This is a genomic window from Citrobacter sp. Cf125 (genome assembly GCF_030333935.1).
In the GTDB taxonomy this organism is placed as follows: Bacteria; Pseudomonadota; Gammaproteobacteria; order Enterobacterales; family Enterobacteriaceae; genus Citrobacter; species Citrobacter freundii.
Window position 1 is genome coordinate 49509 of sequence record NZ_JAOWEY010000003.1, and the last position, 25450, is coordinate 74958.

The 25450-nt window shown below is 53.4% G+C and carries 19 protein-coding genes and 1 pseudogene; 11 read left to right on the forward strand and 9 right to left on the reverse strand.

Annotation, left to right across the window (positions count from 1 at the left end; genetic code table 11):
• Positions 1–264: 264 nt before the first annotated feature.
• The 7 genes from OGV89_RS00235 to yjcO all read left to right on the forward strand — a co-directional run bounded on the left by OGV89_RS00235 (position 265) and on the right by yjcO (position 10434).
• On the forward strand, positions 265–2250 hold the full coding sequence (locus OGV89_RS00235; RefSeq protein WP_286557965.1) for an alkyl/aryl-sulfatase: 1986 nt from the start codon (positions 265–267) through the stop codon (positions 2248–2250).
• A gap of 216 nt (positions 2251–2466) precedes the next feature.
• On the forward strand, positions 2467–2742 hold the full coding sequence (locus OGV89_RS00240; protein ID WP_003844749.1) for a YtcA family lipoprotein: 276 nt from the start codon (positions 2467–2469) through the stop codon (positions 2740–2742).
• A 19-nt stretch (positions 2743–2761) separates the two neighbouring features.
• Entirely contained in the window at positions 2762–3796 is a 1035-nt protein-coding gene (gene mdtN, locus OGV89_RS00245; RefSeq protein ID WP_286557967.1) for a multidrug transporter subunit MdtN, read from the forward strand.
• On the forward strand, positions 3793–5832 hold the full coding sequence (mdtO, locus tag OGV89_RS00250) for a multidrug efflux transporter permease subunit MdtO (protein WP_286557970.1): 2040 nt from the start codon (positions 3793–3795) through the stop codon (positions 5830–5832). The genes mdtN and mdtO overlap by 4 nt, the downstream gene beginning before the upstream one ends.
• Entirely contained in the window at positions 5829–7289 is a 1461-nt protein-coding gene (locus tag OGV89_RS00255; protein WP_032939200.1) for an MdtP family multidrug efflux transporter outer membrane subunit, read from the forward strand. Before mdtO ends, OGV89_RS00255 begins: the two co-directional genes overlap by 4 nt.
• Positions 7290–7493: 204 nt before the next feature.
• The gene (gene fdhF, locus OGV89_RS00260; protein WP_080602221.1) at positions 7494–9641 is read left to right on the forward strand and encodes a formate dehydrogenase subunit alpha; all 2148 of its coding nucleotides are present in this window, start codon (positions 7494–7496) and stop codon (positions 9639–9641) included.
• A gap of 103 nt (positions 9642–9744) precedes the next feature.
• Positions 9745–10434 (forward strand): Sel1 family TPR-like repeat protein YjcO, encoded by a 690-nt coding sequence (yjcO, locus tag OGV89_RS00265; protein ID WP_003031775.1) that lies wholly within the window; start codon positions 9745–9747, stop codon positions 10432–10434.
• Positions 10435–10538: 104 nt separating this feature from the next.
• On the opposite strand, the gene gltP is transcribed toward yjcO, so the two are convergent.
• The 7 genes and pseudogenes from gltP to nrfA form a co-directional block, all read right to left on the reverse strand.
• Positions 10539–11852, reverse strand: a complete 1314-nt coding sequence (gene gltP / locus OGV89_RS00270) for a glutamate/aspartate:proton symporter GltP (protein ID WP_003031773.1) — start codon at positions 11850–11852, stop codon at positions 10539–10541.
• A gap of 344 nt (positions 11853–12196) precedes the next feature.
• Positions 12197–12808 (reverse strand): heme lyase NrfEFG subunit NrfG, encoded by a 612-nt coding sequence (gene nrfG, locus OGV89_RS00275; protein ID WP_049003568.1) that lies wholly within the window; start codon positions 12806–12808, stop codon positions 12197–12199.
• Positions 12808–15034, reverse strand: a pseudogene (gene nrfF / locus OGV89_RS00280) (heme lyase NrfEFG subunit NrfF). Before nrfF ends, nrfG begins: the two are co-directional and overlap by 1 nt.
• A gap of 8 nt (positions 15035–15042) precedes the next feature.
• Positions 15043–15999 carry a cytochrome c nitrite reductase subunit NrfD gene (gene nrfD, locus OGV89_RS00285; RefSeq protein ID WP_003031764.1) on the reverse strand — a complete coding sequence of 319 codons (957 nt, stop codon included), beginning with the start codon at positions 15997–15999 and terminating at the stop codon, positions 15043–15045.
• Positions 15996–16667: a cytochrome c nitrite reductase Fe-S protein gene (nrfC, locus tag OGV89_RS00290; protein ID WP_003031761.1), complete on the reverse strand. Its 672-nt coding sequence runs from the start codon at positions 16665–16667 to the stop codon at positions 15996–15998. Before nrfC ends, nrfD begins: the two co-directional genes overlap by 4 nt.
• The gene (nrfB, locus tag OGV89_RS00295) at positions 16664–17230 is read right to left on the reverse strand and encodes a cytochrome c nitrite reductase pentaheme subunit (RefSeq protein WP_003031758.1); all 567 of its coding nucleotides are present in this window, start codon (positions 17228–17230) and stop codon (positions 16664–16666) included. Before nrfB ends, nrfC begins: the two co-directional genes overlap by 4 nt.
• 44 nt (positions 17231–17274) lie before the next feature.
• A complete protein-coding gene (gene nrfA, locus OGV89_RS00300) occupies positions 17275–18711 on the reverse strand; it encodes an ammonia-forming nitrite reductase cytochrome c552 subunit (protein ID WP_003844735.1) in 1437 nt (478 codons plus the stop codon).
• A 433-nt stretch (positions 18712–19144) separates the two neighbouring features.
• On the opposite strand from nrfA, the gene acs reads away from it, so the two are divergent.
• The 3 genes from acs to actP all read left to right on the forward strand — a co-directional run bounded on the left by acs (position 19145) and on the right by actP (position 23300).
• Complete coding sequence (gene acs, locus OGV89_RS00305; protein ID WP_130715357.1) at positions 19145–21103, forward strand: acetate--CoA ligase; 1959 nt, start codon at positions 19145–19147, stop codon at positions 21101–21103.
• A gap of 236 nt (positions 21104–21339) precedes the next feature.
• Entirely contained in the window at positions 21340–21654 is a 315-nt protein-coding gene (locus OGV89_RS00310; RefSeq protein WP_003031750.1) for a DUF485 domain-containing protein, read from the forward strand.
• Positions 21651–23300, forward strand: a complete 1650-nt coding sequence (gene actP / locus OGV89_RS00315) for a cation/acetate symporter ActP (RefSeq protein WP_003031747.1) — start codon at positions 21651–21653, stop codon at positions 23298–23300. The genes OGV89_RS00310 and actP overlap by 4 nt, the downstream gene beginning before the upstream one ends.
• A 45-nt stretch (positions 23301–23345) precedes the next feature.
• Here actP and OGV89_RS00320 read toward each other — a convergent pair whose 3' ends face one another.
• Both OGV89_RS00320 and OGV89_RS00325 read right to left on the reverse strand, forming a co-directional pair.
• A complete protein-coding gene (locus OGV89_RS00320) occupies positions 23346–24035 on the reverse strand; it encodes an LrgB family protein (protein ID WP_003031745.1) in 690 nt (229 codons plus the stop codon).
• Positions 24028–24438, reverse strand: coding sequence for a CidA/LrgA family protein (locus OGV89_RS00325; protein ID WP_003031742.1), 411 nt, complete (start codon positions 24436–24438; stop codon positions 24028–24030). The genes OGV89_RS00320 and OGV89_RS00325 overlap by 8 nt, the downstream gene beginning before the upstream one ends.
• Before the next feature lie 101 nt (positions 24439–24539).
• Here OGV89_RS00325 and OGV89_RS00330 point away from each other — a divergent pair, with 101 nt between their 5' ends.
• On the forward strand, positions 24540–25430 hold the full coding sequence (locus OGV89_RS00330; RefSeq protein ID WP_003844732.1) for a LysR family transcriptional regulator: 891 nt from the start codon (positions 24540–24542) through the stop codon (positions 25428–25430).
• The last annotated feature ends 20 nt before the right edge of the window (positions 25431–25450 follow it).

Here is a 25450-nt window from a genome sequence, read left to right on the forward strand (position 1 = left end):
CTTATTGTGAGTAATATCAGGCGAAGTGAAAGAGCACACATGATCTATCTGATAAAAATATAATCCTTGTCACACTATTCAGTAAACATAATAGGTTTTCCTCTGCTCAGCACTTTGGGCACAAATACCTAATAAGAATAACTACGCAGATCACACTTCCTTTCTTTAAAATAAACCATTCGAACTTATGATAATGACAAAATTAAAGCAGCGACATTTACTATTTTAATAAATTCACAGTACATATGATAAATGGAGATTCATATGAATAAATCTCAGCCGTTCCGCCTGAGCAGGATTTTTATTGCATTGGTCGCGACTACCGGAATATTAGTTAATCCTGTATTTGCCAGTGAATCATCTCAACCAGCGTCACAATATACAAAGCAACAGAATCAACATTATTTAACATCATTACCTTTTGCCGATCGCCAGGATTTTGACGATGCGCAGCGTGGTTTTATCGCACCACTGCCTAACCAAGGTATTCTTAAAAATGCCGACGGAAAACCCTTTTATCGCGCAGAAGATTATAAGTTTGATATCAATGCCCCTGCACCAGAAACAGTAAACCCCAGCTTATGGCGACAGTCGCAGATCAACGGTATTTCGGGCTTGTTTAAAGTCACTGAACGGATGTATCAGGTACGCGGCCAGGATATTTCCAATATCACTTTTATCGAAGGTGATACAGGTATTATCGTTATCGACCCATTGGTTACCGCTGGGGCAGCAAAAGCCAGCCTGGACCTCTACTATCAACATCGTCCGCAAAAACCGATTGTTGCCGTTATTTATACCCATAGCCATACCGATCACTATGGCGGTGTGAAAGGCATTGTCTCTGAAAATGACGTGATATCTGGCAAAGTGCAGATTCTCGCCCCGGCAGGCTTTATGGAAGAAGCCATCAGCGAAAACGTATTGCTGGGCAATATTATGAGTCGCCGTGCTCTGTTCTCCTACGGCCTGCTTCTGCCTCGTAACCCACAAGGAAATATCGGCAACGGTCTGGGCGTCACGCTGACAACAGGTCTACCGACCATCATTGCCCCAACCCAATCAATCATCAAAACCGGTGAGAAAAAAGTCATCGACGGCCTGGAGTTCGATTTCCTGATGGCGCCAGGCAGCGAGGCGCCTTCCGAAATGCACTTATATATTCCGGCGCTCAAAGCGCTCTGTACGGCAGAAAATACGACGCACACGCTGCATAACTTCTATACGCTACGCGGTGCAAAAACACGCGATACCAGCAAATGGACCGAGTATCTGAACGAAACACTTGATATGTGGGGCAGCCAGGCAGAAGTGTTGTTTATGCCGCATACCTGGCCCGTCTGGGGTAATCAGCATATTAACGACTATATCGGTAAATATCGCGACACCATCAAGTATATCCACGATCAAACTCTGAATATGGCTAACCAAGGCTATACGATGAATGAGATTGGCAACATGATTCAACTACCACCAACGCTCGCCAATAACTGGGCCAGTCGTGGCTACTACGGTTCGGTCAGCCATGACGCGCGTGCGGTCTACAACTTCTACCTCGGCTACTTCGACGGCAACCCGGCAAATCTGGATCCTTACGGACAGACAGATATGGGTAAACGCTACGTCAAAGCGTTGGGTGGTGCAAAACAGACCATTGAGCTGGCTCAGGAAGCCTATGACAAGGGTGATTATCGCTGGACGTCAGAACTGCTCAAGCACGTGATTTCCGCTGAACCAGACAACCAGGCGGCTAAGAATCTGCAAGCGAATGCGTTTGAACAGCTGGGCTATCAGGCCGAGTCCGCCACCTGGCGCGGTTTCTACCTCACCGGCGCGAAAGAACTGCGTGAAGGCGTGCGTAAATTTACACACGGCACCACCAATTCCCCGGACACCATCAACGGCATGAGCGTAGAAATGCTGCTCGATTACATGGCCGTTCGTCTGGACAGTGAGAAAGCATCAGGTAAACACATCAGCCTGAACTTCAACCTGGACAAAGGCGAGAACCTGAATCTGACGCTCAACAACAGCGTGCTCAATCATCGTCAGACCCTGCAACCAGATGCCGACACTTCATTCTATATCAGCCGTACAGATCTACACGACGTGCTGACAGGCCAGGTGAAAATGAGCGATCTGGTACACGCGAAGAAAGTCAAAGTGATTGGCAAAGCCGCGAAGTTGGATGAAGTGATAGCGATGCTGGATCAATTTGATTTATGGGTTAATGTCGTTACACCCAATTAATAACAAGCCGCTTCCAGAGATATTTTCAATCTCTGGAAGCATATTTATTCACACAACAATGTGCAATCGCAAAAACAATAGAATAAATAAATGAATTATGAACTCGGTGGGCATGCAGAGATATTTTATCTCGTTAAAAAATTGCCATACTGCTGACGCTTTATATTTTTATATTCACTCATGATATTGTTCGCGATAAACAGGATGTATTTTGTTATGCAAACGGTTAACTCCAGCATTGTGATACCGCTGAGAATAATAGGCTGGTTCCTCTCGCTGCCATTATTAACAGGATGCAACTTCTCTCCCGCCATTCCGGTCATCGGTGCTTACTATCCCGACTGGCTGTTCTGCCTTATTGGCGGCGTCATCCTGACACTCATAACCCGAAAATTCATTCTGCATAAATATAGCGGATTGGCCTTTATCGGGATTATTTATACCGCCCTTTTTGCCCTCTACTCCATGCTGTTCTGGCTGGTATTTTTCTAACTTATTTTGAGACGCCCCTATGGAAAGCTCGTCGAAAAAAGCTCCGCGTAACAAACTTCCCGCGCTGATGCTGTTGGTACTTGCGCTGGTTATTTTGGTCTTCGTCATCTGGAAACTGGATAGCTCACCCGCGACCAATGACGCCTACGCCTCAGCCGACACCATCGATGTCGTGCCAGAAGTCAGTGGTCGCATTGTCGAACTGGCTGTTTCCGATAACCAGCAGGTCAAGCAAGGTGATGTGCTGTTTCGTATCGATCCCCGTATCTATGAAGCGAATCTGGCAAAAGCACAAGCGTCCCTCGCCGCTCTGGATAAACAGATCATGCTGACCCAGCGCAGCGTAGATGCACAACAATATGGTGCTGACTCCGTACGGGCTACGGTAGAAAAAGCGCGAGCAGCCGCTAAGCAAGCCAGCGATACTCTGCGCCGTACCGAACCACTACTGACGGAAGGTTTTGTCTCCGCGGAAGATGTTGATCGCGCCAGAACGGCACAACGCGCCTCAGCGGCAGATCTTAATGCGGTGTTATTACAGGCGCAGCAGGCTGCCAGCGCGGTGAGTGGCGTTGATGCCCTGGTAGCTCAGCGCATCGCCGTAGAAGCCGATATCGCCCTGACCAAACTGCATCTTGAAATGGCAACAGTACGCGCACCCTTCGATGGCCGCGTGGTGGCATTAAAAACCTCCGTCGGGCAGTTTGCTTCCGCCATGCGACCCATTTTTACCCTGATTGACACCCGTCACTGGTACGTAATCGCCAATTTTCGCGAAACAGAGCTGAAAAATATCCATGCAGGCACACCAGCCAATGTTCGCCTGATGAGCGACAGCGGCAAAGTGTTTGTCGGTAAAGTGGATTCAATCGGCTACGGTGTATTACCTGATGATGGCGGTATGGTGCTGGGCGGTTTGCCGCGTGTTTCCCGCTCTATCAACTGGGTTCGCGTTGCCCAACGCTTCCCGGTAAAAATCGTGGTAGATAAACCGGATGAAGAGATATTTCGCATCGGCGCATCGGCGGTTGCTACCCTTGAGCCACAGAAATGAAAGCACTTAACTGTTTGCCTCTGCCACTGGTCAGGCTATTGGCGTTTTTTCACGAAGAATTAAGCGAACAACGTCCCGGAAGACTCCCACAAATCATGCAGCTCTGGGCGGGTTGCCTGCTGGTGGTACTGATCTCGATGACCTATGAGATCCCCTTCCTGGCGCTTTCGCTTGCCGTACTCTTTTATGGTATCCAGTCCAATGCTTTCTATACCAAATTCGTGGCGATTCTCTTCGTCGTCGCCACAGCATTAGAGATAGGTAGTTTATTTCTGATCTACAAATGGTCTTATAGCTACCCTCTGGTCCGTCTGATCATTGCCAGCCTGATCGTTCTGGCCTGCATGTTCCTGATGCGAACCCATCGTCTGGGGCTGGTTTTCTTTGCCGTGTCGATTGTTGCAATATACGGGCAATCTTTCCCCGGCATGCTCGACTACCCCGAGGTCGTCGTTCGCCTGACGTTATGGTGCATCGTCGTTGGTCTGTACCCCACGCTACTGATGACGCTGACCGCCGTTTTGTGGTTTCCCAGCCGCGCTGTCAACCAAATGCGCGAAGCCCTGCGTGCCAGGCTGGGTGATGCCCTCAATCGCCTGACGGCACCGACAACACCGCTTGCGGAAAAATACATCGAACGAGAAGTGCTGGCGCTGCAAAAGCTGAACATCTTTTGTCTGGCAGATGACGCAGACTGGCGAGAAAAAAGTGCCTGGTGGCAGGCTTGCGTTGCCACAACCACCTATCTGTACACTACGCTCAATCGCTACAATTTCACGGCACATAACCCGGCAACCCGCGATCTCCAGCAGAAACTGTGCCGTGAAATAACCGCACTGCAAGATGCGGTTGCTCGAGGTATGCCCTGGCAAAGTGAATGGGAACTCAGTCAGGCAGAAGCCGCAACGGCCCGCGAATGCGGCCTGGAACCCCTGTGCCAAACCCTGCTACAGCTTGGTCACATGGACCCTAATACGCCGCCAGCTCCTGTCGCTAAACCGCCCTCAATGGTATCTGACGCGTTCACCAACCCAGGCTATATTCGCTACGCGTTAAAAACACTGCTGGCATGTCTGATTTGCTATGTCTTTTATTCCGGTACCGACTGGGAAGGCATCCACACCTGCATGCTGACCTGCATTATTGTCGCGAACCCCAGTATCGGCTCGTCATACCAGAAGATGGCACTGCGCTTCGGCGGCGCATTTTTCGGCGCAATTCTGGCCCTGCTGATGACGATTTTTGTCATGCCCTGGCTGGACAATATCGTCGAACTTCTCCTGGTGCTGGCACCACTTTTCCTGATGGGTGCCTGGATTGCCACCGGCTCAGAACGTTCCTCTTATATCGGAACCCAAATGGTCGTCACCTTCGCGCTGGCAACGCTTGAAAACGTCTTTGGCCCAACCTACGACCTGGTGGAAATCCGCGATCGCGCCTTCGGCATTTTGATCGGCACTCTTGTTTCTGCGGTGATCTACACCTTTGTCTGGCCGGAAAGCGAAGCCAAAGCGCTGCCACAAAAACTGGCAAGCTCGCTGGGACTGCTCAGCAAATTACTGCGGATCCCGCGTCAGCAGGATGCTGTTCTCATGCGCACTTATCTTCAGATGCGTATTGGTCTCCATGCGACGTTTAACGCCTGTGATGAAATGTGCGAGAGGGTCGCGCTGGAACGCCAACTCCCCGGCGATGAACGCATAGCGCTTATTCAACGTAGTCAGCGCGTTATTCACCTGGGCCGTGACATTCTCTATACCTGGGATACCACCCGAAATGACGCCCCGACGCTGGATAACGCGGTATTGCTGGAGAGCGCAACACACCTGGCCGATGCGCTGGAAAAATACGCAGCCGACCTGGCGACACCATCCAGCCTTCCGCCGTCGATTGAAAACCTGTCCCCATCTCAAGACATTTTACCAACGTTACCCAAACAGGAGCGCTGCATCATACAGCAGATAACCTGTTTACCCGACTGGACTCACCCGACGCTAATACCAGCAAGCGAGCAGGAGCAAGGAACCTCCCAATAATGAACCGATATCTCCCTCGATTACTCCTCTGCGGCATACTCAGCGGCGCAACGGTCCTTTCCGGCTGTGCACTGATCCGCAAAGATTCTGCACCACATCCGCAATTACAGCCTGAGCAGATCTCACTGGCTAAAGACATTCATCTGGCAAGCTCAGGATGGCCACAGGCACAGTGGTGGCGGCAGTTTAACGACCCACAGCTAAACTCGCTTATTGAAGCAACGCTGTCTGGCTCCCATAACCTCGCCGAAGTGAAGCTGCGTGAAGAGAAAGCGCAGTCGCAGACTGAACTGCTGGAAGGGCGTTCTCAGCTCCAGATGGCAGCGCTGGGCATGATTAACCGCCAGCGAGCGTCTGCCAACGGCTTCCTCGGCCCCTACGCGCTGGATGCGCCACGATTAGGGATGGACGGCCCCTACTACACTGAAGCGACGATTGGTCTGGTCGCCGGACTGGATCTCGACCTGTGGGGCGAGCATCGTTCCGCTGTCGCGGCAGCTATTGGCGCACAAAATGCCGTGATTGCCGAAACCGCAGCAGTGGAACTCTCCCTGACGACCGGCGTCGCGCAGCTGTATTACAGTATGCAAGCCAGCTACCAGATGCTTGATTTGTTGCAGCAGACCCACGATGTTATTGATTATGCCGTGAAGGCCCACCAGAGTAAGGTCGCTCACGGGCTGGAAGCAAAAGTACCGTACCATGGCGCACGTGCGCAATTGCTGGCAGTGGACAAGCAAATCGTCGCGGTTGAAGGACAAATCAAAGAAACTCGGGAATCACTCCGGGCGCTGATCGGTGCCGGCGCAAAAGATCTGCCTGAAATCAAACCGGTCGCACTGCCAACTGTCGATACAGGAATACCCGCAACGCTCTCCTACGACCTGCTTGCCAGGCGTCCGGACTTGCAGGCTATGCGCTGGTATGTGCAGGCTTCGCTGAACCAGGTCGAGGCCGCTCGCGCCCTGTTTTATCCGAGCTTTGATATCAAAGTCTTCTTCGGTTTAGACGCTATCCATATCGATCAACTGTTCAAAAGCACCAGCAGGCAGATCAACTTCATCCCCGGCCTGCGTTTACCGCTGTTTGACGGGGGTCGTCTGAATGCCAATCTGGAAGGCGCCCGCGCAACCAGCAATATGATGATAGAGCGCTACAACCAGTCGGTGCTCAATGCAGTGCGCGATGTCGCGATTAACGGAACACGTCTGCAAACGCTCAATGAACAACGGGTAATGCAGATGGAACGCGTAGATGCCACGCATTACACGCAAGCAGCAGCAGACGCAGCTTACCAGCGAGGCCTGAGCAGTCGCCTGCTGGCAACAGAGGCCAAATTACCCGTGATCGCAGAAGATATGTCGCTCCTGGTCATAGATACCCAACGACTCATGCAGAATATTCAACTCATCAAAGCGCTTGGCGGAGGTTATCAAGCCCCTGCTAACAAGAAGTAGCGTTCTCCGGCCTCGCCGCGTGATATCCGTCACGCGGCATTTTCTTTCGTCACGTCAAATATGACGACAGCCTGTTTTTCGTCAGGGTTTTGCGCAAAATTCGCCCGTAATATCGATGAATGCCCCTGATAAAAACATGGCATAAAAGATGCATAACTAAAGCGACAGCGCGTATGCGCGATTTGATTAACTGGAGCGAGACCGATGAAAAAAGTCGTCACGGTTTGCCCATATTGCGCATCAGGTTGCAAAATCAACCTGGTGGTCGATAACGGCAAAATCGTCCGGGCTGAAGCGGCGCAGGGGAAAACCAACCAGGGTACTCTGTGTCTGAAGGGCTACTATGGCTGGGATTTTATCAACGATACCCAGATCCTGACCCCTCGTCTGAAAACCCCAATGATCCGTCGCCAGCGTGGCGGCAAACTGGAATCTGTTTCCTGGGATGAAGCGCTTGATTACGTCGCCACTCGTCTGAGCGCCATCAAAGCGAAGTATGGCCCGGACGCTATTCAGACGACCGGTTCATCTCGCGGTACGGGTAATGAAACCAACTATGTAATGCAAAAATTCGCGCGCGCCGTTATTGGTACCAATAACGTTGACTGCTGCGCTCGCGTCTGACACGGCCCATCGGTTGCAGGTCTGCACCAATCGGTCGGTAACGGCGCAATGAGTAATGCTATCAATGAAATTGATAACACAGATTTAGTGTTCATCTTCGGGTATAACCCGGCGGATTCCCACCCGATCGTGGCGAATCACGTGATTAACGCTAAACGTAACGGGGCGAAAATCATCGTCTGCGATCCGCGCAAAATTGAAACCGCGCGTATTGCCGACATGCACATCGCGTTGAAAAACGGCTCGAACATCGCGCTGCTCAATGCCATGGGTCATGTCATCATCGAAGAAAAACTGTACGACCAGGCGTTCGTCGCCTCCCGTACGGAAGGATTCGAAGAGTACAGCAAGATTGTCGAAGGCTACACGCCGGAGTCCGTCGAAGATATCACTGGCGTTAGCGCGCAGGATATTCGTCAGGCTGCACGTATGTATGCCACGGCAAAAAGCGCGGCTATCCTGTGGGGCATGGGTGTTACCCAGTTCTATCAGGGCGTGGAAACCGTGCGTTCACTGACCAGCCTCGCAATGCTGACCGGCAACCTCGGTAAGCCAAGCGTGGGCGTTAACCCGGTTCGTGGTCAGAACAACGTTCAGGGCGCATGCGATATGGGCGCGCTGCCGGATACCTATCCGGGCTATCAGTACGTTAAGTTCCCGGAAAACCGCGAGAAATTCGCTAAAGCCTGGGGCGTGGAAAGTCTTCCTGCACATACCGGTTATCGCATCAGCGAACTGCCGCACCGTGCTGCGCATGGCGAAGTCCGCGCGGCGTACATCATGGGTGAAGATCCATTACAGACCGATGCTGAACTCTCCGCAGTGCGCAAAGGCTTTGAGGATCTGGAACTGGTCATCGTGCAGGATATCTTCATGACCAAAACCGCCGCTGCCGCAGACGTTATTTTACCGTCTACGTCATGGGGTGAGCATGAAGGCGTATTCTCCGCGGCTGACCGTGGCTTCCAGCGCTTCTTTAAAGCCGTTGAGCCGAAGTGGGATCTGAAAACGGACTGGCAGATTATCAGTGAAATCGCCACCCGTATGGGCTATCCGATGCACTACAACAACACCCAGGAAATCTGGGACGAGTTGCGTCATCTGTGCCCGGATTTCTACGGTGCCACTTACGAGAAAATGGGCGAACTGGGTTATATCCAGTGGCCTTGCCGCGACACCTCAGAAGCCGATCAAGGGACGTCTTATCTCTTCAAAGAGAAGTTCGACACCCCGAACGGCCTGGCGCAGTTCTTCACCTGCGACTGGGTAGCGCCAATCGACAAACTCACCCCAGAGTACCCAATGGTACTGTCTACGGTGCGTGAAGTCGGCCACTACTCTTGCCGTTCGATGACCGGTAACTGTGCGGCGCTGGCCGCGCTGGCGGATGAACCGGGCTATGCCCAGATCAACACCGCCGACGCAGAACGCCTGGGCATCCAGGACGAAGAACTGGTGTGGGTTAACTCGCGTAAAGGTCGGGTCATTACCCGTGCGGCAGTCAGCGATCGTCCAAACAAAGGCGCGATTTACATGACCTACCAGTGGTGGATTGGCGCATGTAATGAGCTGGTAACCGAGAACTTAAGCCCGATTACCAAAACGCCAGAGTATAAGTACTGTGCCGTTAACGTTGAACGCATTGCCGATCAGCGCGCTGCCGAGCAGTATGTTATTGATGAGTACAACAAGCTGAAAGCCAGTCTGCGCGAAAGCGCGATGGGTTAGTCCGTTTACGTACCTGTTCTGCAACAGCCTCCGCCCGGAGGCTGTTTTTTTATCCATACGATCTCTTTATACTGTTCATTCCGTACCCTAAATAAAACTCAAAATGAAACAACTCATTGCATTGATGTTCTTTATGACATTCTTTGCCCATGCCAGTGATACTGAGCCAGGAAGCCAGTACTTACAGGCCGCTGAGGCAGGGGACCGTCGCGCACAGTACTTTCTTGCCGATACCTGGTTCAGTTCGGGCGATTTGAGCAAAGCCGAGTATTGGGCGCAAAAAGCCGCCGACAATGGCGATGCCGACGCCTGCGCGCTCCTGGCGCAAATCAAAATTACGAATCCGGTCAGTCTGGATTACCCCCAGGCCAAAACGCTGGCGGAAAAGGCAGCCAAAGCGGGCAGCAAAGCAGGAGAACTCACCCTGGCGCGGATTCTGGTCAACACCCAGGCAGGACACACAGATTACCCCAAAGCCATTACCTTGCTGCAAAACGCCTCTGAAGATCTGGAAAATGACTCAGCCGTCGACGCGCAAATGCTGCTCGGGCTGATTTACGCCAACGGCGTGGGGATCCCCGCAGACGATGAAAAAGCGACGTGGTATTTCAAACGCAGCTCCGCCATCTCCCGCACCGGTTATTCCGAGTACTGGGCCGGAATGATGTTCTTAAACGGCGAGCAGGGTTTTATCGTGAAGAATAAACAGAAGGCGCTACACTGGCTGAATCTGAGCTGTATGGAAGGGTTCGATACCGGCTGTGAAGAGTTTGAAAAGTTAACAAACGGGTAATGGTTTGCATTGCCGGATGGCGGCATAAACGCCTTATCCGGCCTACAGTTCACCGTCTTCCGTAGGCCGGATAAGCGCAGCGCCATCCGGCAATCTTTCATTAATTAATGATTAGCGGTCTTATCAAATTTACCCAGCATCTCGCGCTCGTAAGCCAGCGCCTTCTTGCGGTCAAATTTATGCTCCCACTTGGCGATAACCAGCACCGCCAGCGCATTCCCCACCACATTCAGCGCGGTACGCGCCATGTCGAGGATACGGTCAACACCGGCAATAAACGCCAGGCCTTCCAGCGGGATCCCCACGCTACCAAGCGTAGCCAGCAGTACCACGAAGGAGACGCCCGGCACGCCCGCAATCCCTTTCGAGGTCACCATCAACGTCAACACCAGCACGATTTCCTGCCACAGCGACAGGTCGATACCATACAGCTGCGCAATAAAGATCGCGGCAATACTCTGGTACAGCGTTGAACCATCAAGGTTGAATGAGTAGCCGGTCGGCACCACAAAGCTGGTGATTGAAGCCGGTGCGCCATAGGCTTCCATCTTCTCGATAATACGCGGCAGTACGCTCTCGGAACTGGCGGTAGAGTAAGCCAGAATCAGCTCATCTTTCAAAATGCGGATCAGGATCCAGATGCTCAGACCGCAGATACGCGCCACAATCCCCAGCACCACCAGCGCGAAGAACAGGATGGCAAAATGTACCAACAGCACCAGTTTCGCCAGCGGCCACAGTGAGGCAAAACCGAAGTTCGCGACGGTCACAGCAATCAGCGCAAAAACACCGACTGGCGCATAACGCATCACCATGTGGGTCACTTTAAACATGGTTTCTGAAATCGAGCGGAACACAGTCACCAGCGGCTCGCGGTGGGTTGCTGGTAGTGAAGACAAGCCTAAACCAAACAGCACCGAGAAGAAGATAATCGGCAACATATCGCCTTTCGCCATCGACGCGACGATATTAGTCGGCACCAGCGACACAATCGTGCCCATCAGGCCATGCGCGTGGCTCTGCACTTCTGCGGTGGTATTTTGATATTTCGAAATATCCACGGTCGCCAGTTGCGACATATCAATCCCGGAACCCGGCTGGAACACATTCGCCAGCGTGATGCCAAGAATAATCGCTACGGTGGTGATCACTTCGAAATAGAGAATGGTTTTGGCGCCAATACGGCCCAGCTGTTTTGCATCACCCACCCCGGCAATACCAACCACCAGCGTGGAGATAACAATCGGCACGACGATCATTTTGATCAGATGGATAAAGATATCGCCCGCCGGAGACAGCAGGTTGACCACCAGCCATTCGCGGCTGTCGCTATGGTAATGCAGGTAACTCCCTAGCAGAATGCCCAGCACCATGGCGATTAGAATCTGCCATGCCAGGCTGACTTTCAAATTTTTCATAACAACGGACTTCCTCGATGGAGCGCTATTCCACATGCGGTGTGTGGGAATAGTACATACTGAAAGGGTATGAATTGTGTTGCGTTCGTTTATGGAGTTTTTTAACGCTTATTATCATTATCATCTGCATGGCATTCCGCGCAACCCTCTAAGAACAGGGCTTTTGGCTGAATTTATGCATAAAAATGCAATTTTATCGCGGTATTGATGAATAACTTTTTGTTATAAAAGAATTTTAATATGTTCAAAAATGAAGAAGTCATAGCGTGAGTTTTTTTCGCTCACCAGTTCGTTTGCCTGTTTTTTAAACAGGCAAAATGATACAAATCACAAATAAAACAAATTTATTTTTGCCGATTCTGCAACAACTTCGCCATATTAATAGAGTCAACGAGCTGTGCCCGGTTCACCCTCGGCGAGTTTAAATCCATAACTTTTTGCCAAACTGAAATAGCCTGGGCGTAGTCTGCCTGCATAAACGCATCTGAGGCTAACAACATCAGCGCGGTGACCTCTGCCGGGTCCAGCGCCAAGGCCTTATCAATCATCTCGCGAGTGGGCGGCGCCATATGTTGTCCGGCCTGGTAATACAATACCGTTGCCATCGCTGAATAGATCTCAGCATTTTCACCGCCGACACGCAGCGCCTGCTCGTAGGCCAGCAGCGCATTATGATACGCGTTTTGCCAAAGATAGTACTCCCCGAGTTGCGCCCATTTCACGCCGTCCCGTGGATTGGCTCGAATCTGCGATTGCAGCAAAAGCAACTGTTTTTCCTGAATATTTTCATCAGAGAAAGCATGTAAAGGGTCCGCCAGTCGCGTCTGCTCCTGACGAACCGCCTGCCATTTTGGCGTCAACAGGTAGCCTCCAATGCAGGCCACAACCATCAGTACCGCCGCAGCGGTCAGCCGCTTCACGGGCATTGGGCGTAACAGCGGCTCGCACTGGCTCATTATTCACCTTCCTCCGTATGCTGACGTCTTCTCACTCGCCAGACCACGACACCTACCAGCAACAACAACAGGCACGGCAACGCCCACAGCAGCAGCGTTTGCTCATTCAGCGGCGGATTATAACGAACGAAGTCACCGTAACGCTCGGTCATCCAGGTGGTTATCTCAGCTTCACTTTTCCCTTCCGCCACCATGCTATAAACCTGATGGCGCATACTGACCGCTACCGGCGCATTGGATTCCAGCAAATTTTGGTTTTGGCACTGTGGACAACGCAGTTGGCTGGCAATAGACAGCGCTTGTTCCTGCTGCTGCGGGTTGGCAAACGTCCATGTGTCCACAACCTGGGCATGCGTAGCGAAAGTAATGAAAAACAGGACGAGCGTTAAGAGTAATAACTTTCTGCCGGATGGCGCTGCGCTTATCCGGCCTACGGTTTGCGCACCTTGTAGGCCGGATAAGGCGTTTACGCCGCCATCCGACAACGCTGTGATTAATTTACGCATCGCGTTTCCTTCCTCGCCATCCGCTCAGCAGCGCGCCAAAGACCATTAATAGTCCCCCACCCCAAATCCAGCGCACGCCGGTCTGCACGTACAAGCGCATGGCATAACGGTCTGGTCCGGTTTTTTCACCCATTACCGCATACCAGTCATGCATCAGGTTCCAGCGGATCCCCGGCTCCATCATCTGTTGACGACGCGCGGCATAGAAGCGCCTTTCAGGTTGCAGGCTGCCAATGCGTTTCTCATTGTGCCACAGCGTGATCTGCGCTTTTTCACTGGTGTAGTTACCTTTGGCTTCCAGGTCGAGACGCTCAAAACGGAAAATGTAACCCGCCAGTTCAACCTGCTGCCCAGGGCTCAGGTTCAGGCTTATCTCCTGACGGCTACCGCTGGAAAAGACGATCCCCGCCGCAAACACCAGCACTCCGGCATGCGCCAGCAGTGCCGGAAGTTGGATGCGGAAAGACACTTTGCGGCTTCTGACCATTGCCAGCACAATAACCAGCAGCATCAGTAGGCCAAAGGGCAGCGTAGCGCGGTTAAAGTACGGTGCGCCCACGGAAAGCCGCCCCCAGCCGAACAGCCCGTAAATCATCGGGTAGAGCGTGCCAATCAGCACAATCAGCAGCACCGCACTAAAGAGCAGCAGCGCAACCAGAATCAGCATCTCGCGTGACCAACCGCCAAAACGAGCATTCTGCCGGACTTGCTGGCCCCGCCAGGCGTACAGCCCGAGCGACGCCAGACTCAACACGGTAAACAGCGCAAACAGCGGCGCGGCACGAACGTTATCCAGCGCGAAAGCATGCACCGAAACGAGAATGCCGGAACGCACAATCAGCGTCCCCAGCAGCGATAAAATCAGCGTGACGATCGCCAGCAGCAGCGACCAGTGGCGGAAGATCCCGCGCTGGCGCGTGATATACAGGCTATGTAGCAGCGCGCTGGCAGAAAGCCAGGGTAATAAGGAAGCGTTTTCTACCGGGTCCCAGAACCACCAGCCGCCCCAGCCCAGCTCGCAGTAGGCCCACCAGGAGCCGAGGATAATCCCCAGCGTCAGCGCGCACCAGCCGGGCAAGGCCCAGCGCCAGCACACCCAGGCGCTCTGCGCATTAAAGTCACTACGTAGCAGCGAGGCCAGCGCCACGCCTGCCGCCACCATCAAACCACCGTAACCCAGGTACAGCAGCGGTGGATGGAGGATTAACCCGAGATGTTGCAGCATCGGGTTAAGGTCGCGCCCTTCAATGGCTGGCGGAAAGATACGCACGAACGGATCGGACCATACCACCACAAACAGCAGCAGCAGGGCCGTTATCATTGAAAGGACACTGAGCGTCAGCGGAAACAGCGCGTTGGTATTACGCCGATAGCGAAGAGCAAATAGCGCGCTCCAGGCGGAAAGAAACAGCACCCACAGCAGCAGCGATCCTTCATGACCGCCCCACACCGCCGCCAGTTTTAATCCCCACGGCAGCAGGCTGTAGCTGTGCTGGGCAACGTAGACCACCGAAAAATCGCTGGTCAAAAAGCAGAATACCAGAATGGTAAAGGCCAGTAGCAGCAGGGCAAATTGCGTCCACACGCCCACGCTTGCCAGGCGCATCACCCCCTGCCAACGCTGGCGGACACCTACCAACACGGCAAGCGGGGTCAACACGTTGACCCCGAGGCTTAATAACAGCGCCAGAAAACCGGCTTCAGGAAGGAGAACGTCCAGATATCACCTTACGCAACGGTTAGCTGACCCGCATAGAGGATAAAAAAGCGCAGCAGCAGTACGCCGGTCAGGCTAGCGCCGCACACTGCCAGCACGCCATGAAACGTCGAACTGCGGTTGGCCCAGGGTTTTAGCAGCATCGGCAGTATCAACCCAAGCCCAGCCACGCCAAGCCAGAACCACCAGGTCCAGAATCCGCCGCCCAGTGCCGCCGCCAGCGCACGCATTTTGCCGTCATCGCCCAGCGCCAGGCCGACGAAGAACGCCGCCAGCAGGAAGATCTCCAGCCATACGACCGGGACTTCCATGCGATGCACAAAGTGCGCTTCCGTACTGTGCGGGTTGCTACGATGGCGTAACGCCATGGCGATCAGCGCCACTGCCGCGCCGGAGGAGATCCCGGAGAACAGAAACAGCACCGGCAGGATCGGGTTATTCAGGAACGGATAGGATTTCAGCGCCGACAGCAGGAACCCGGTATACGCCCCGAGCAGGACCGCCAGCACCAGCATCAGCGTCTCAAGCGCGCGATGGAACGGCGTGATTAGCGTCAGTAGTTTTGACACAATCGTCAGTCGCGGCACGAACCGCTGTTGCAGGGCAATCACCTCTTTTTCAAAGATTTTTGCCAGCCACAGCACTAACACCACCATATACAACTGGAACAGCATGACCCCCATCGACATCACCGAGGTGAAGCTATAGTGGAACATCAGTTTCCAGAAAGTCCATGGACGCGTCAGGTGGAACACCAGAATCAGCAAACCGAGGATAATTGCCCCCGGCCCTAACACCAGCGTGGTGCGCAGCAGCGTGCTGTCTGAACCGCCCGCCTCCGGATGGAAGCGACGCAGCAGAATCGCCAACGTGACCAGTCCGGCAGAGATACCTATCAGGAACAGATAGATGGCAATGGGCCAGTCCCACACCAGTGATTCAAAATGAAATGCAGAAGCGGATGTCATTGGCTCACCTCCCCAAATTTAAAGGGAACGCGGTAGACCTTCGGTTTTGTACCCAACGCCAGTTTGTAACGGTAGGTAGTTTTCTGCTGCAACAAACGGGATATATCGCTGTTGGGATCGTCCAGATTACCAAACGTCAGCGCCTTCGTCGGGCATGACTCAACGCAGGCAGGCTGTTTGCCCGCTTTCAGGTTGGTTTTCCGGCAGAAATCACATTTATCCGCCGTTTTGCTCACCGGATGGATAAAGCGCACGCGATAAGGACACGCGGCGATACAGTACTGGCAGCCAACGCAAAGGTCCGGGTTCACATCCACAATGCCGCTGGCGGCATCGCGATACGATGCCCCCGTCGGGCAGACGTCAACGCAGGGAGCGTGGTCGCAATGCTGGCACGAGTGACGGAAGAAGCGATACTTCACATCAGGAAATGTCCCTTGCGGCTCACTGCGGATAATCGTCAGACGCGATACGCCTTCCGGCACGTTGTTAACTTCCCGACAAGCATCCATGCAGGCCGTACAGCCAATGCATAAAGACTCATCATGAACCATACCGTAACGCACGCCGTTGATGTTCAGCGTCTTCGCCACAACGCGCCCCGCCGTCCCGCTCACTGCCACCAGCGCGCCGACGCCGGTGATAAACTGGCGACGAGAGCAACTCATGGATGCTCCTTAAGCAACGGAACCGACGCCGGGTTAAAGTTCGGATTGTTACGTTGATCGCTGTGGCAATCGACGCAAATCTTGATCCGTCCTTTATCGCTCAGCGTCTGCATCGTGTCTTGCTTCGGATGCAGTGAGTGACAGCTGGCACACGCCACTTTGGTTACGTGGACATCGTGCGGCCAGAACGCTTTTTGCAACTGCTCAGGCAGGTGACAGGACATACAGACACTGTTCTGCTGCTCCACGTTGTACATCGGCTCATTAAAGCGCATCACATCTTTCACCCCTTCGCGGTGGTTCGGTGACGGCTGGCCGTGACAATTGGTGCAGGTGACAGGCAGTTTGTTATTCGGGTTGATGGCTTCCGCATGCTTACCATGCATGCCTTCGGTATCCGGCTTGTGACAGTCCAGACAGGCGGCATCCGGATTACGCTGTTGGGTAACCGTCCAGCGTTGATCCGACTCCTGCGGCGTTGGCGTGGCAGTGATTCCACTCAGGCTCCATAACAAGCCTGACGCCAGCACCCCAGCAGTTAATAACGAACGTAATACGCTCATATTCACTCCGTTGAGTTATCCGCCCCTTGCGGGGCGAAATGGGGTTATTGGCTTAACAGACCGTTTTTACGCGCCTGATCTTCCCACTGCGGAATCACCGTTTTGATGAAGTCCTGCTTCTCAGCATTGATTTGCTGCATGTTCAGACCAATCGCCGCCTGGGCTTTCTCTTTGGTAGAGATATCCGGTAACGGGATTTCATGCGTGATGCCTTTGGTCGCCAGCAGACGGACCAGTTTGGTACGTGCGTCAGCGGCTTTATCCATTGCGCTACCCAGCATCCGCAGACCTTCTTCCGGGGCATGCATGTGAATACCGTGTGAGGCGATAGACAGGTCCCAACGCCATTGCGCGTGACGGATATCTTCCAGAATCGGCTTCATTTCCGCTTCGGTCGCACCCGCATCCCATGCGGCTTTCGCTTCGAAGTGCGCACGAACAAGCTGGTCTTCAACTTTGATTTTCAGGTCATGAATGGCCTGTTTACGCTCGGCGACCACTTTTTGCAGGGACGCTTTGTCCTGGGTGTGGCAGTTCGCACAGGTCTGAGCGAAGTTATCGAACGGATTACCAATCTTATGGTCGGTGTAAATCTTGCCTTCCGCGTTCTGCACTTTCGGCATGTGGCAGTCGATACAGGTCACATTGTTCTTGCCGTGAATGCCTGCGCTCCAGGTTTCATACTCCGGGTGCTGCGCTTTCAGCATCGGGGTTTTAGACAGGGAGTTGGTCCAGTCAGAGAAGGCGATGGTGTCGTAGTACTTCTCCATGTTCTCGACTTTCATGCCGTCGTCCCACGGGAACTTAACGGCTTTGTTTTTACCGTCGAAGTAGTATTCCACGTGGCACTGGCCGCAGACCATGGATTGCTGGTCAAAGCGACCGGCTTTCTCAAACGGTTTGCCGATGGTTTCCATCGCGCGCTCAGCATAAGGACGCGACAGCGTCAGTTCTGGCTTGCCTTTGGCAAAGTCTGGTGACGCGGTGTTATGGCAATCGCCACAGCCAAGATTATTAACAATTTCAGGACCGCCGCGCGCCCATTTACCGTGGAAGTAGCCATCTTCACCGTCTTTCTGGATCAGACGCGCCACATCCGGGCTTTTACAGCTCCAGCAGGCCATCGGCAACGGACCATCTTCTGCCGTTTTGGGTGCGCCGGTACGTAAGGTTTCACGAACATCGGTCACTGCATACGCGTGCCCGCGCGGTTTGTTGTAATCGCGCGAGAAGGGATATCCCGCCCACAGGATCACCAGACGAGGATCTTCTGCCAGCGCATCTTCACGGGCTGATTGCTCAGACGTGGCTTTCCAGGAGAGATATTGATCGGGATGCTGAGGGGCGAAGACTTCATTCTTCGCTTCAACGGTGACGGTTTTTGCGGGTACGGGGGTTTGTTCAGCGTGAACTGCAGAGATAAATAATAAAGGTACTAACAGGCTGAAGAAACGGCGTACGCGTGATTTTATCCTTGCCATAGGGGTCTCATCCAGATGACGCCATTATCTGCAATGGCGGTTCTTTTATTGTTTTCCATAACAGCAACCACACGAATACTGTCATGACATTGCTCCACCCTATTTGTAACAAGAAACCACACTGAAAATGTTGTCTTTAATCAATTGTAAGTGTATGTAAAATACCACTTTAGAGTTAGTAACTCCCTTTGATTGCACCCTCTTTTGTCTAATTCAGAGACAGATCACCTTTTCAACAATCCTTTAGATAACCACATGTTATCGCGAGATTTAGTCAATTTTGCTAGCTCCCTTCAAAATTCAGTTTGTCGCTAATTTGCACAATTCGTTTATTGCGTGATCTGCCGCGCAAATACTAAACAAAACTCTCAAAGCCCCTACATTTAACGTTTATGAGACATATTATTAACATCCTACAAGGAGAACAAAAGCCATGAGCCAAATACATAAACACGCTATTCCCGCAAACATTGCGGATCGTTGCCTGATAAATCCGGAGCAGTACGCAGAGAAATACCAGCAATCCGTTAACGAACCCGACACATTTTGGGGCGAACAGGGAAAAATTCTTGATTGGATCAAGCCGTACAGCCAGGTGAAGAACACTTCCTTCGCACCAGGCAACGTGTCAATTAAATGGTACGAAGACGGCACTCTGAATCTGGCCGCAAACTGTCTTGACCGCCACCTGCAGGCAAACGGCGATCGTACCGCCATCATCTGGGAAGGCGATGACGCAACCCAAAGCAAAAACATTACCTATCGCGAGTTGCATCGCGATGTCTGCCGTTTCGCCAATACGCTACTGAATTTAGGCATTAAAAAAGGTGACGTGGTGGCCATTTATATGCCGATGGTGCCGGAAGCTGCGGTCGCCATGCTGGCCTGTGCCCGTATTGGCGCGGTGCATTCGGTCATCTTCGGTGGTTTCTCACCGGAAGCCGTCGCCGGACGTATTATCGACTCCAATTCACGCCTGGTGATCACCGCCGACGAAGGCGTACGCGCCGGGCGCGCTATCCCACTGAAAAAGAACGTGGATGATGCGCTGAAAAATCCAAATGTGAAAACCGTTGAACATGTGGTCGTGCTCAAACGTACCGGTGGAAAAACGGAATGGCAGGAAGGTCGCGACCTGTGGTGGTCCGATCTTATCGAGAAGGCCAGCTCAGAACATCAGCCGGAAGAGATGAACGCGGAAGATCCGCTGTTTATCCTGTATACCTCCGGCTCAACCGGCAAGCCGAAAGGCGTACTGCACACTACCGGCGGGTATCTGGTCTACGCCGCCACCACCTTTAAGTACGTGTTTGACTACCATCAGGGCGATATTTATTGGTGTACCGCTGACGTAGGCTGGGTAACCGGGCACAGCTACCTGCTGTACGGTCCGCTGGCCTGCGGCGCAACCACGCTGATGTTCGAAGGCGTGCCAAACTGGCCTACCCCGGCGCGTATGTCGCAGGTTGTGGACAAGCATCAGGTCAATATTCTGTATACCGCACCGACCGCCATTCGCGCCCTGATGGCGGAAGGCGATAAAGCGATTGAAGGCACTGACCGTTCGTCGCTGCGTATCCTGGGTTCAGTTGGCGAGCCGATCAACCCGGAAGCATGGGAGTGGTACTGGAAGAAGATCGGCAACGAAAAATGCCCGGTCGTCGATACCTGGTGGCAGACTGAAACCGGTGGATTCATGATCACCCCGCTGCCGGGCGCCACCGAACTGAAAGCCGGTTCTGCAACCCGTCCATTCTTTGGCGTACAGCCTGCGATTGTCGATAACGAAGGTAATCCGCTGGAAGGCGCGACCGAAGGCAATCTGGTGATTACCGACTCGTGGCCGGGCCAGGCGAGAACGCTGTTTGGCGATCACGAACGCTTTGAGCAAACCTACTTCTCTACCTTCAAGAATATGTACTTCAGCGGCGACGGCGCGCGCCGTGACGAAGATGGCTATTACTGGATCACCGGACGTGTGGACGATGTGCTGAACGTCTCCGGCCACCGTCTGGGAACGGCTGAAATCGAATCGGCGCTGGTGTCGCATCCGAAGATTGCCGAAGCCGCGGTGGTGGGGATTCCGCATAATATTAAAGGCCAGGCGATCTACGCTTACGTCACGCTGAATCACGGTGAAGAGCCGTCACCTGAGTTGTACGCCGAGGTTCGCAACTGGGTGCGTAAAGAAATTGGCCCGCTGGCAACGCCAGACGTGCTGCACTGGACCGACTCACTGCCGAAAACCCGCTCCGGCAAAATTATGCGCCGTATTCTGCGTAAAATCGCGGCGGGCGATACCAGCAATCTGGGCGATACCTCGACCCTCGCCGATCCTGGCGTCGTGGAGAAACTGCTCGAAGAGAAGCAGGCCATCGCGATGCCATCATAACCATAACTGTGAAATGCCCGATGGCGCGCAGCTTATCGGGCCTACAAATCCTATCCCTACCCCTCCCCTGACCGGGAGGGAAATATAAAAACCCTCCCCCAAAGGATTTCGCGTTGCAGGAAGGCGGCAAGCGAGCACATCCCCAGGAGCATAGTTCACTATGTGCCTGGGGTGGGCGAGTGTGGCCAACGCACCTGCGGCGTGAAAAACGAAGGGGGCCTCTGGAGAACTCTGTGATGAATGACCAAATTTATCAGCGGATAGAAGACAGTGCGCGTTTCAGGGAGTTAGTAGAAAAACGGCAACGGTTTGCCACCATTCTGTCCATCATCATGCTGGCAGTTTATATCAGCTTTATTTTATTGATTGCCTTTGCGCCAGGCTGGCTGGGTACTCCGCTACACGCAGGAACCAGCGTCACCCGCGGTATTCCGATTGGGGTCGGAGTGATCCTCATCTCCTTCATCCTGACCGGGATCTACATCTGGCGGGCAAACGGTGAATTCGATCGCCTGAACAATGCGGTTCTGCACGAGGTTAAAGCATCATGAAGAGAGTTCTGACGGCGCTTGCCGCCACGCTACCCTTCGCCGCAAACGCGGCGGATGCTATTAGCGGTGCAGTCCAACGCCAGCCAACCAACTGGCAGGCGATTGTTATGTTCCTGATTTTCGTCATCTTTACGCTCGGCATTACCTACTGGGCGTCTAAACGCGTACGTTCGCGTAATGACTACTACACCGCCGGCGGTAACATCACCGGTTTCCAGAACGGGCTGGCGATTGCGGGCGACTATATGTCGGCGGCATCGTTCCTTGGAATTTCCGCGCTGGTATTTACCTCCGGTTATGACGGGCTGATTTACTCACTCGGCTTCCTGGTCGGCTGGCCAATTATCCTGTTCCTTATTGCTGAGCGTTTGCGTAACCTCGGTCGTTACACCTTTGCTGACGTTGCTTCTTATCGTCTGAAGCAGGGTCCAATCCGTATTCTGTCGGCCTGTGGTTCCCTGGTAGTGGTCGCGCTGTATCTGATCGCCCAGATGGTCGGCGCAGGTAAACTGATTGAGCTGCTGTTTGGTCTGAACTATCACATCGCCGTCGTGCTAGTTGGCGTACTGATGATGATGTACGTTCTGTTTGGCGGCATGCTGGCAACCACCTGGGTACAGATCATTAAAGCTGTTCTGCTGCTGTTCGGCGCCAGCTTTATGGCCTTCATGGTAATGAAGCACGTCGGCTTCAGCTTCAACAACCTGTTCACCGAAGCGATGGCAGTACACCCGAAAGGCTCCGCGATTATGAGCCCGGGCGGTCTGGTAAAAGATCCGATATCCGCTCTGTCGTTAGGTCTTGGATTGATGTTCGGTACAGCAGGTTTGCCGCATATTCTGATGCGTTTCTTCACGGTCAGCGATGCCCGCGAAGCGCGTAAGAGCGTATTCTATGCCACCGGTTTTATGGGTTATTTCTACATCCTGACCTTTATCATCGGCTTTGGCGCGATCATGCTGGTAGGTGCTAATCCAGAGTACAAAGATGCTGCAGGCGCACTGATCGGTGGTAACAACATGGCGGCGGTTCACCTGGCGAATGCGGTGGGCGGTAACCTGTTCCTCGGCTTCATCTCTGCAGTGGCGTTTGCCACCATCCTGGCGGTGGTTGCCGGGCTGACGCTGGCTGGCGCTTCGGCAGTTTCTCACGACCTGTACGCCAACGTATTCCGCAAAGGCGCAACCGAACGTGAAGAGCTGAAGGTGTCAAAAATCACCGTACTGGTACTGGGTGTGATAGCCATCCTGCTCGGCGTGCTGTTTGAGAACCAGAACATCGCCTTCATGGTGGGTCTGGCGTTCGCCATCGCGGCCAGCTGCAACTTCCCGATCATCCTGCTTTCCATGTACTGGTCGCGTCTGACCACCCGTGGCGCAATGCTGGGTGGCTGGTTAGGTCTGTTAACAGCGGTAGTATTGATGATTCTCGGCCCAACCATTTGGGTCCAGATCCTCGGTCACGAAAAAGCCATTTTCCCGTATGAATATCCAGCGCTGTTCTCCATCAGCATAGCGTTCCTCGGGATCTGGTTCTTCTCTGCTACCGACAACTCAGAAGAAGGCAACCGCGAACGCGAGCAGTTCCGTGCTCAATTCATCCGCTCCCAGACCGGGTACGGCGTAGAACAAGGTCGCGCGCACTAACCTCCCCTCTCCTCCGGCTTTCGGGCCGGAGGATTACATCCTTTCTTAGAACATCAGCCTCGCGACCAGCGGCGCCACCAATACCATCACCACACCGGAAAGCATCATCACCAGGCTGGCAACTACGCCCTCTTGCTGACCAAGCTCATAAGAGCGCGCCGTGCCTGCCCCGTGCGATGCGGCGCCAAATCCTGCGCCTTTCGCCATTCCTTCACGAATGGAAAGGCGTAAAAACAGCACATCGCCGACCGCCATGCCGAATACGCCGGTCACCACCACGAACAAGGCCACCAGGTCCGGCTGCCCGCCCAATGGCTCTGCCGCTGCCAGCGCAAATGGCGTGGTGACGGAACGCACCGCCAGACTGCGTTGGATCTCATCAGGCAACATAAACAGACGCGCCAGCCACACGGAACTGGTGACGGCCACCAGCGTTGCCGTTACCACGCCCGCCGTCAGCGACATCCAGTGACGCTTAATCACCGCAAGGTTGTCATACACCGGAACGGCAAAGGCGATGGTCGCCGGTCCTAACAACCACAGCAACCAGTGCGATTCACCAATATAGTTTTGCCAGGAGATATGGCCGAAGACTAGCATCAGCACCAGCAGGGCCGGGGTGAGAACTAATGGCATCAGCGGTAATTTACGAAAACGGCGATACAAACGCTTATTAGCAAAGTAGATACCCAGCGTAATCACCAGACACAGCACGCTTAGCTGAAAATTACTCACGGTTTAACCTGCTCATTTCATAGCGATAAACTTTATCCACCACCCACGCCGTTGCGCCGAGCACCATCAGCGTACTGATCGCAATGACGGCAAATATACGCCAGCCATCAACCAGCAACAGCTGCGTGTAGTTCACAACGGCGACCACCGCCGGGACAAAAAATAGCAGCATTTCAGCCAGTAACCAGCGAGCACCTGCGCGAATCCAGTTCAGCGGGATAACCCGGCAGACAATTAACGCCAGCATCAGCACCATCCCTACCAGGTTGGCAGGAAGCGGCAGATGCAGCCAGGAGACAAGATATTGAGCAAATACAAAGAGACCTGCGTACAACAGAACCTGAACGGGGATCTGGAGTCGATGAATAACAGCAGGCGTCACGCGGCTTATCGCCACAGCCATGAGGGTATGTCCTTAAAAAATAGAGAGCGCCAGTATAGAGAGCCCCCGTCCAGGACTGAAATGAATTAAACTCATTGCAGGCATAGTCTTAAGGAATAATCATGGATATCAGAACGCTGCGATATTTTGTTGAGGTGGTTCGTCAGCAGAGCTTTACTCGCGCAGCGGAGAAGCTTTTTGTCACCCAGCCCACCATCAGCAAGATGTTGAAGAACCTTGAAGACGAGCTTAATTGCACGTTGCTCATCCGCGACGGGCGGCGGTTGTTGTTAACCGACACCGGGCAGGTCGTTTTCGAACGCGGCCTGGCGATCCTCGCTGAGTTTCGCCAGCTTGAAGCCGAACTTAGCGACATTAATCACCTCAACAGGGGTGTGCTGCGCCTCGGTATCCCGCCAATGGTCGGTATGTTGATGGCCGGGCCTATCAGCCTGTTTCGCCAGCGCTATCCCGGCGTTGAGCTGAAGGTCTCTGAATTTGGCGGCTTAACCGTCCAGCAGGCTGTGATGAACGGCGATCTGGATGTCGCGATGACCGCGCTGCCGGTTGAAGAAGAGAGTGGTCTGGCGACCTTACCGCTTTTCAGTCATCCGCTCTGTGTGCTGGTCCCCCGCTCCGGTCAGTGGACAACATGCGAATCCATTTCCCCCGAGGCACTGGCGGAACATCCGCTACTGATCTACAACGAAGATTTCGCGTTGAGCCGCCAATTGCTTGAGCTGTTTAGCCAACACAACGTCAAGCCGCGCATCGCGGTACGCAGCGGGCAGTGGGATTTTCTGGCTGCGATGGTACAAGCCGGAGTCGGGATTGCCATTTTACCGGAGCCGATTTGCCAGCGCCTGGATAAGCAAACATTGCGCTGGATCCCTCTGGAGAGTGATTTACGCTGGCAATTGGGCATGATTTGGCGCGAAGGCGTGTATCTGTCGCACAGCGCCCAGGCGTGGCTCAAATGCTGTGAAGGGTTTTGGCTACCGCAAGCGTCGTAAAATGCCGGATGCGGCGCAAA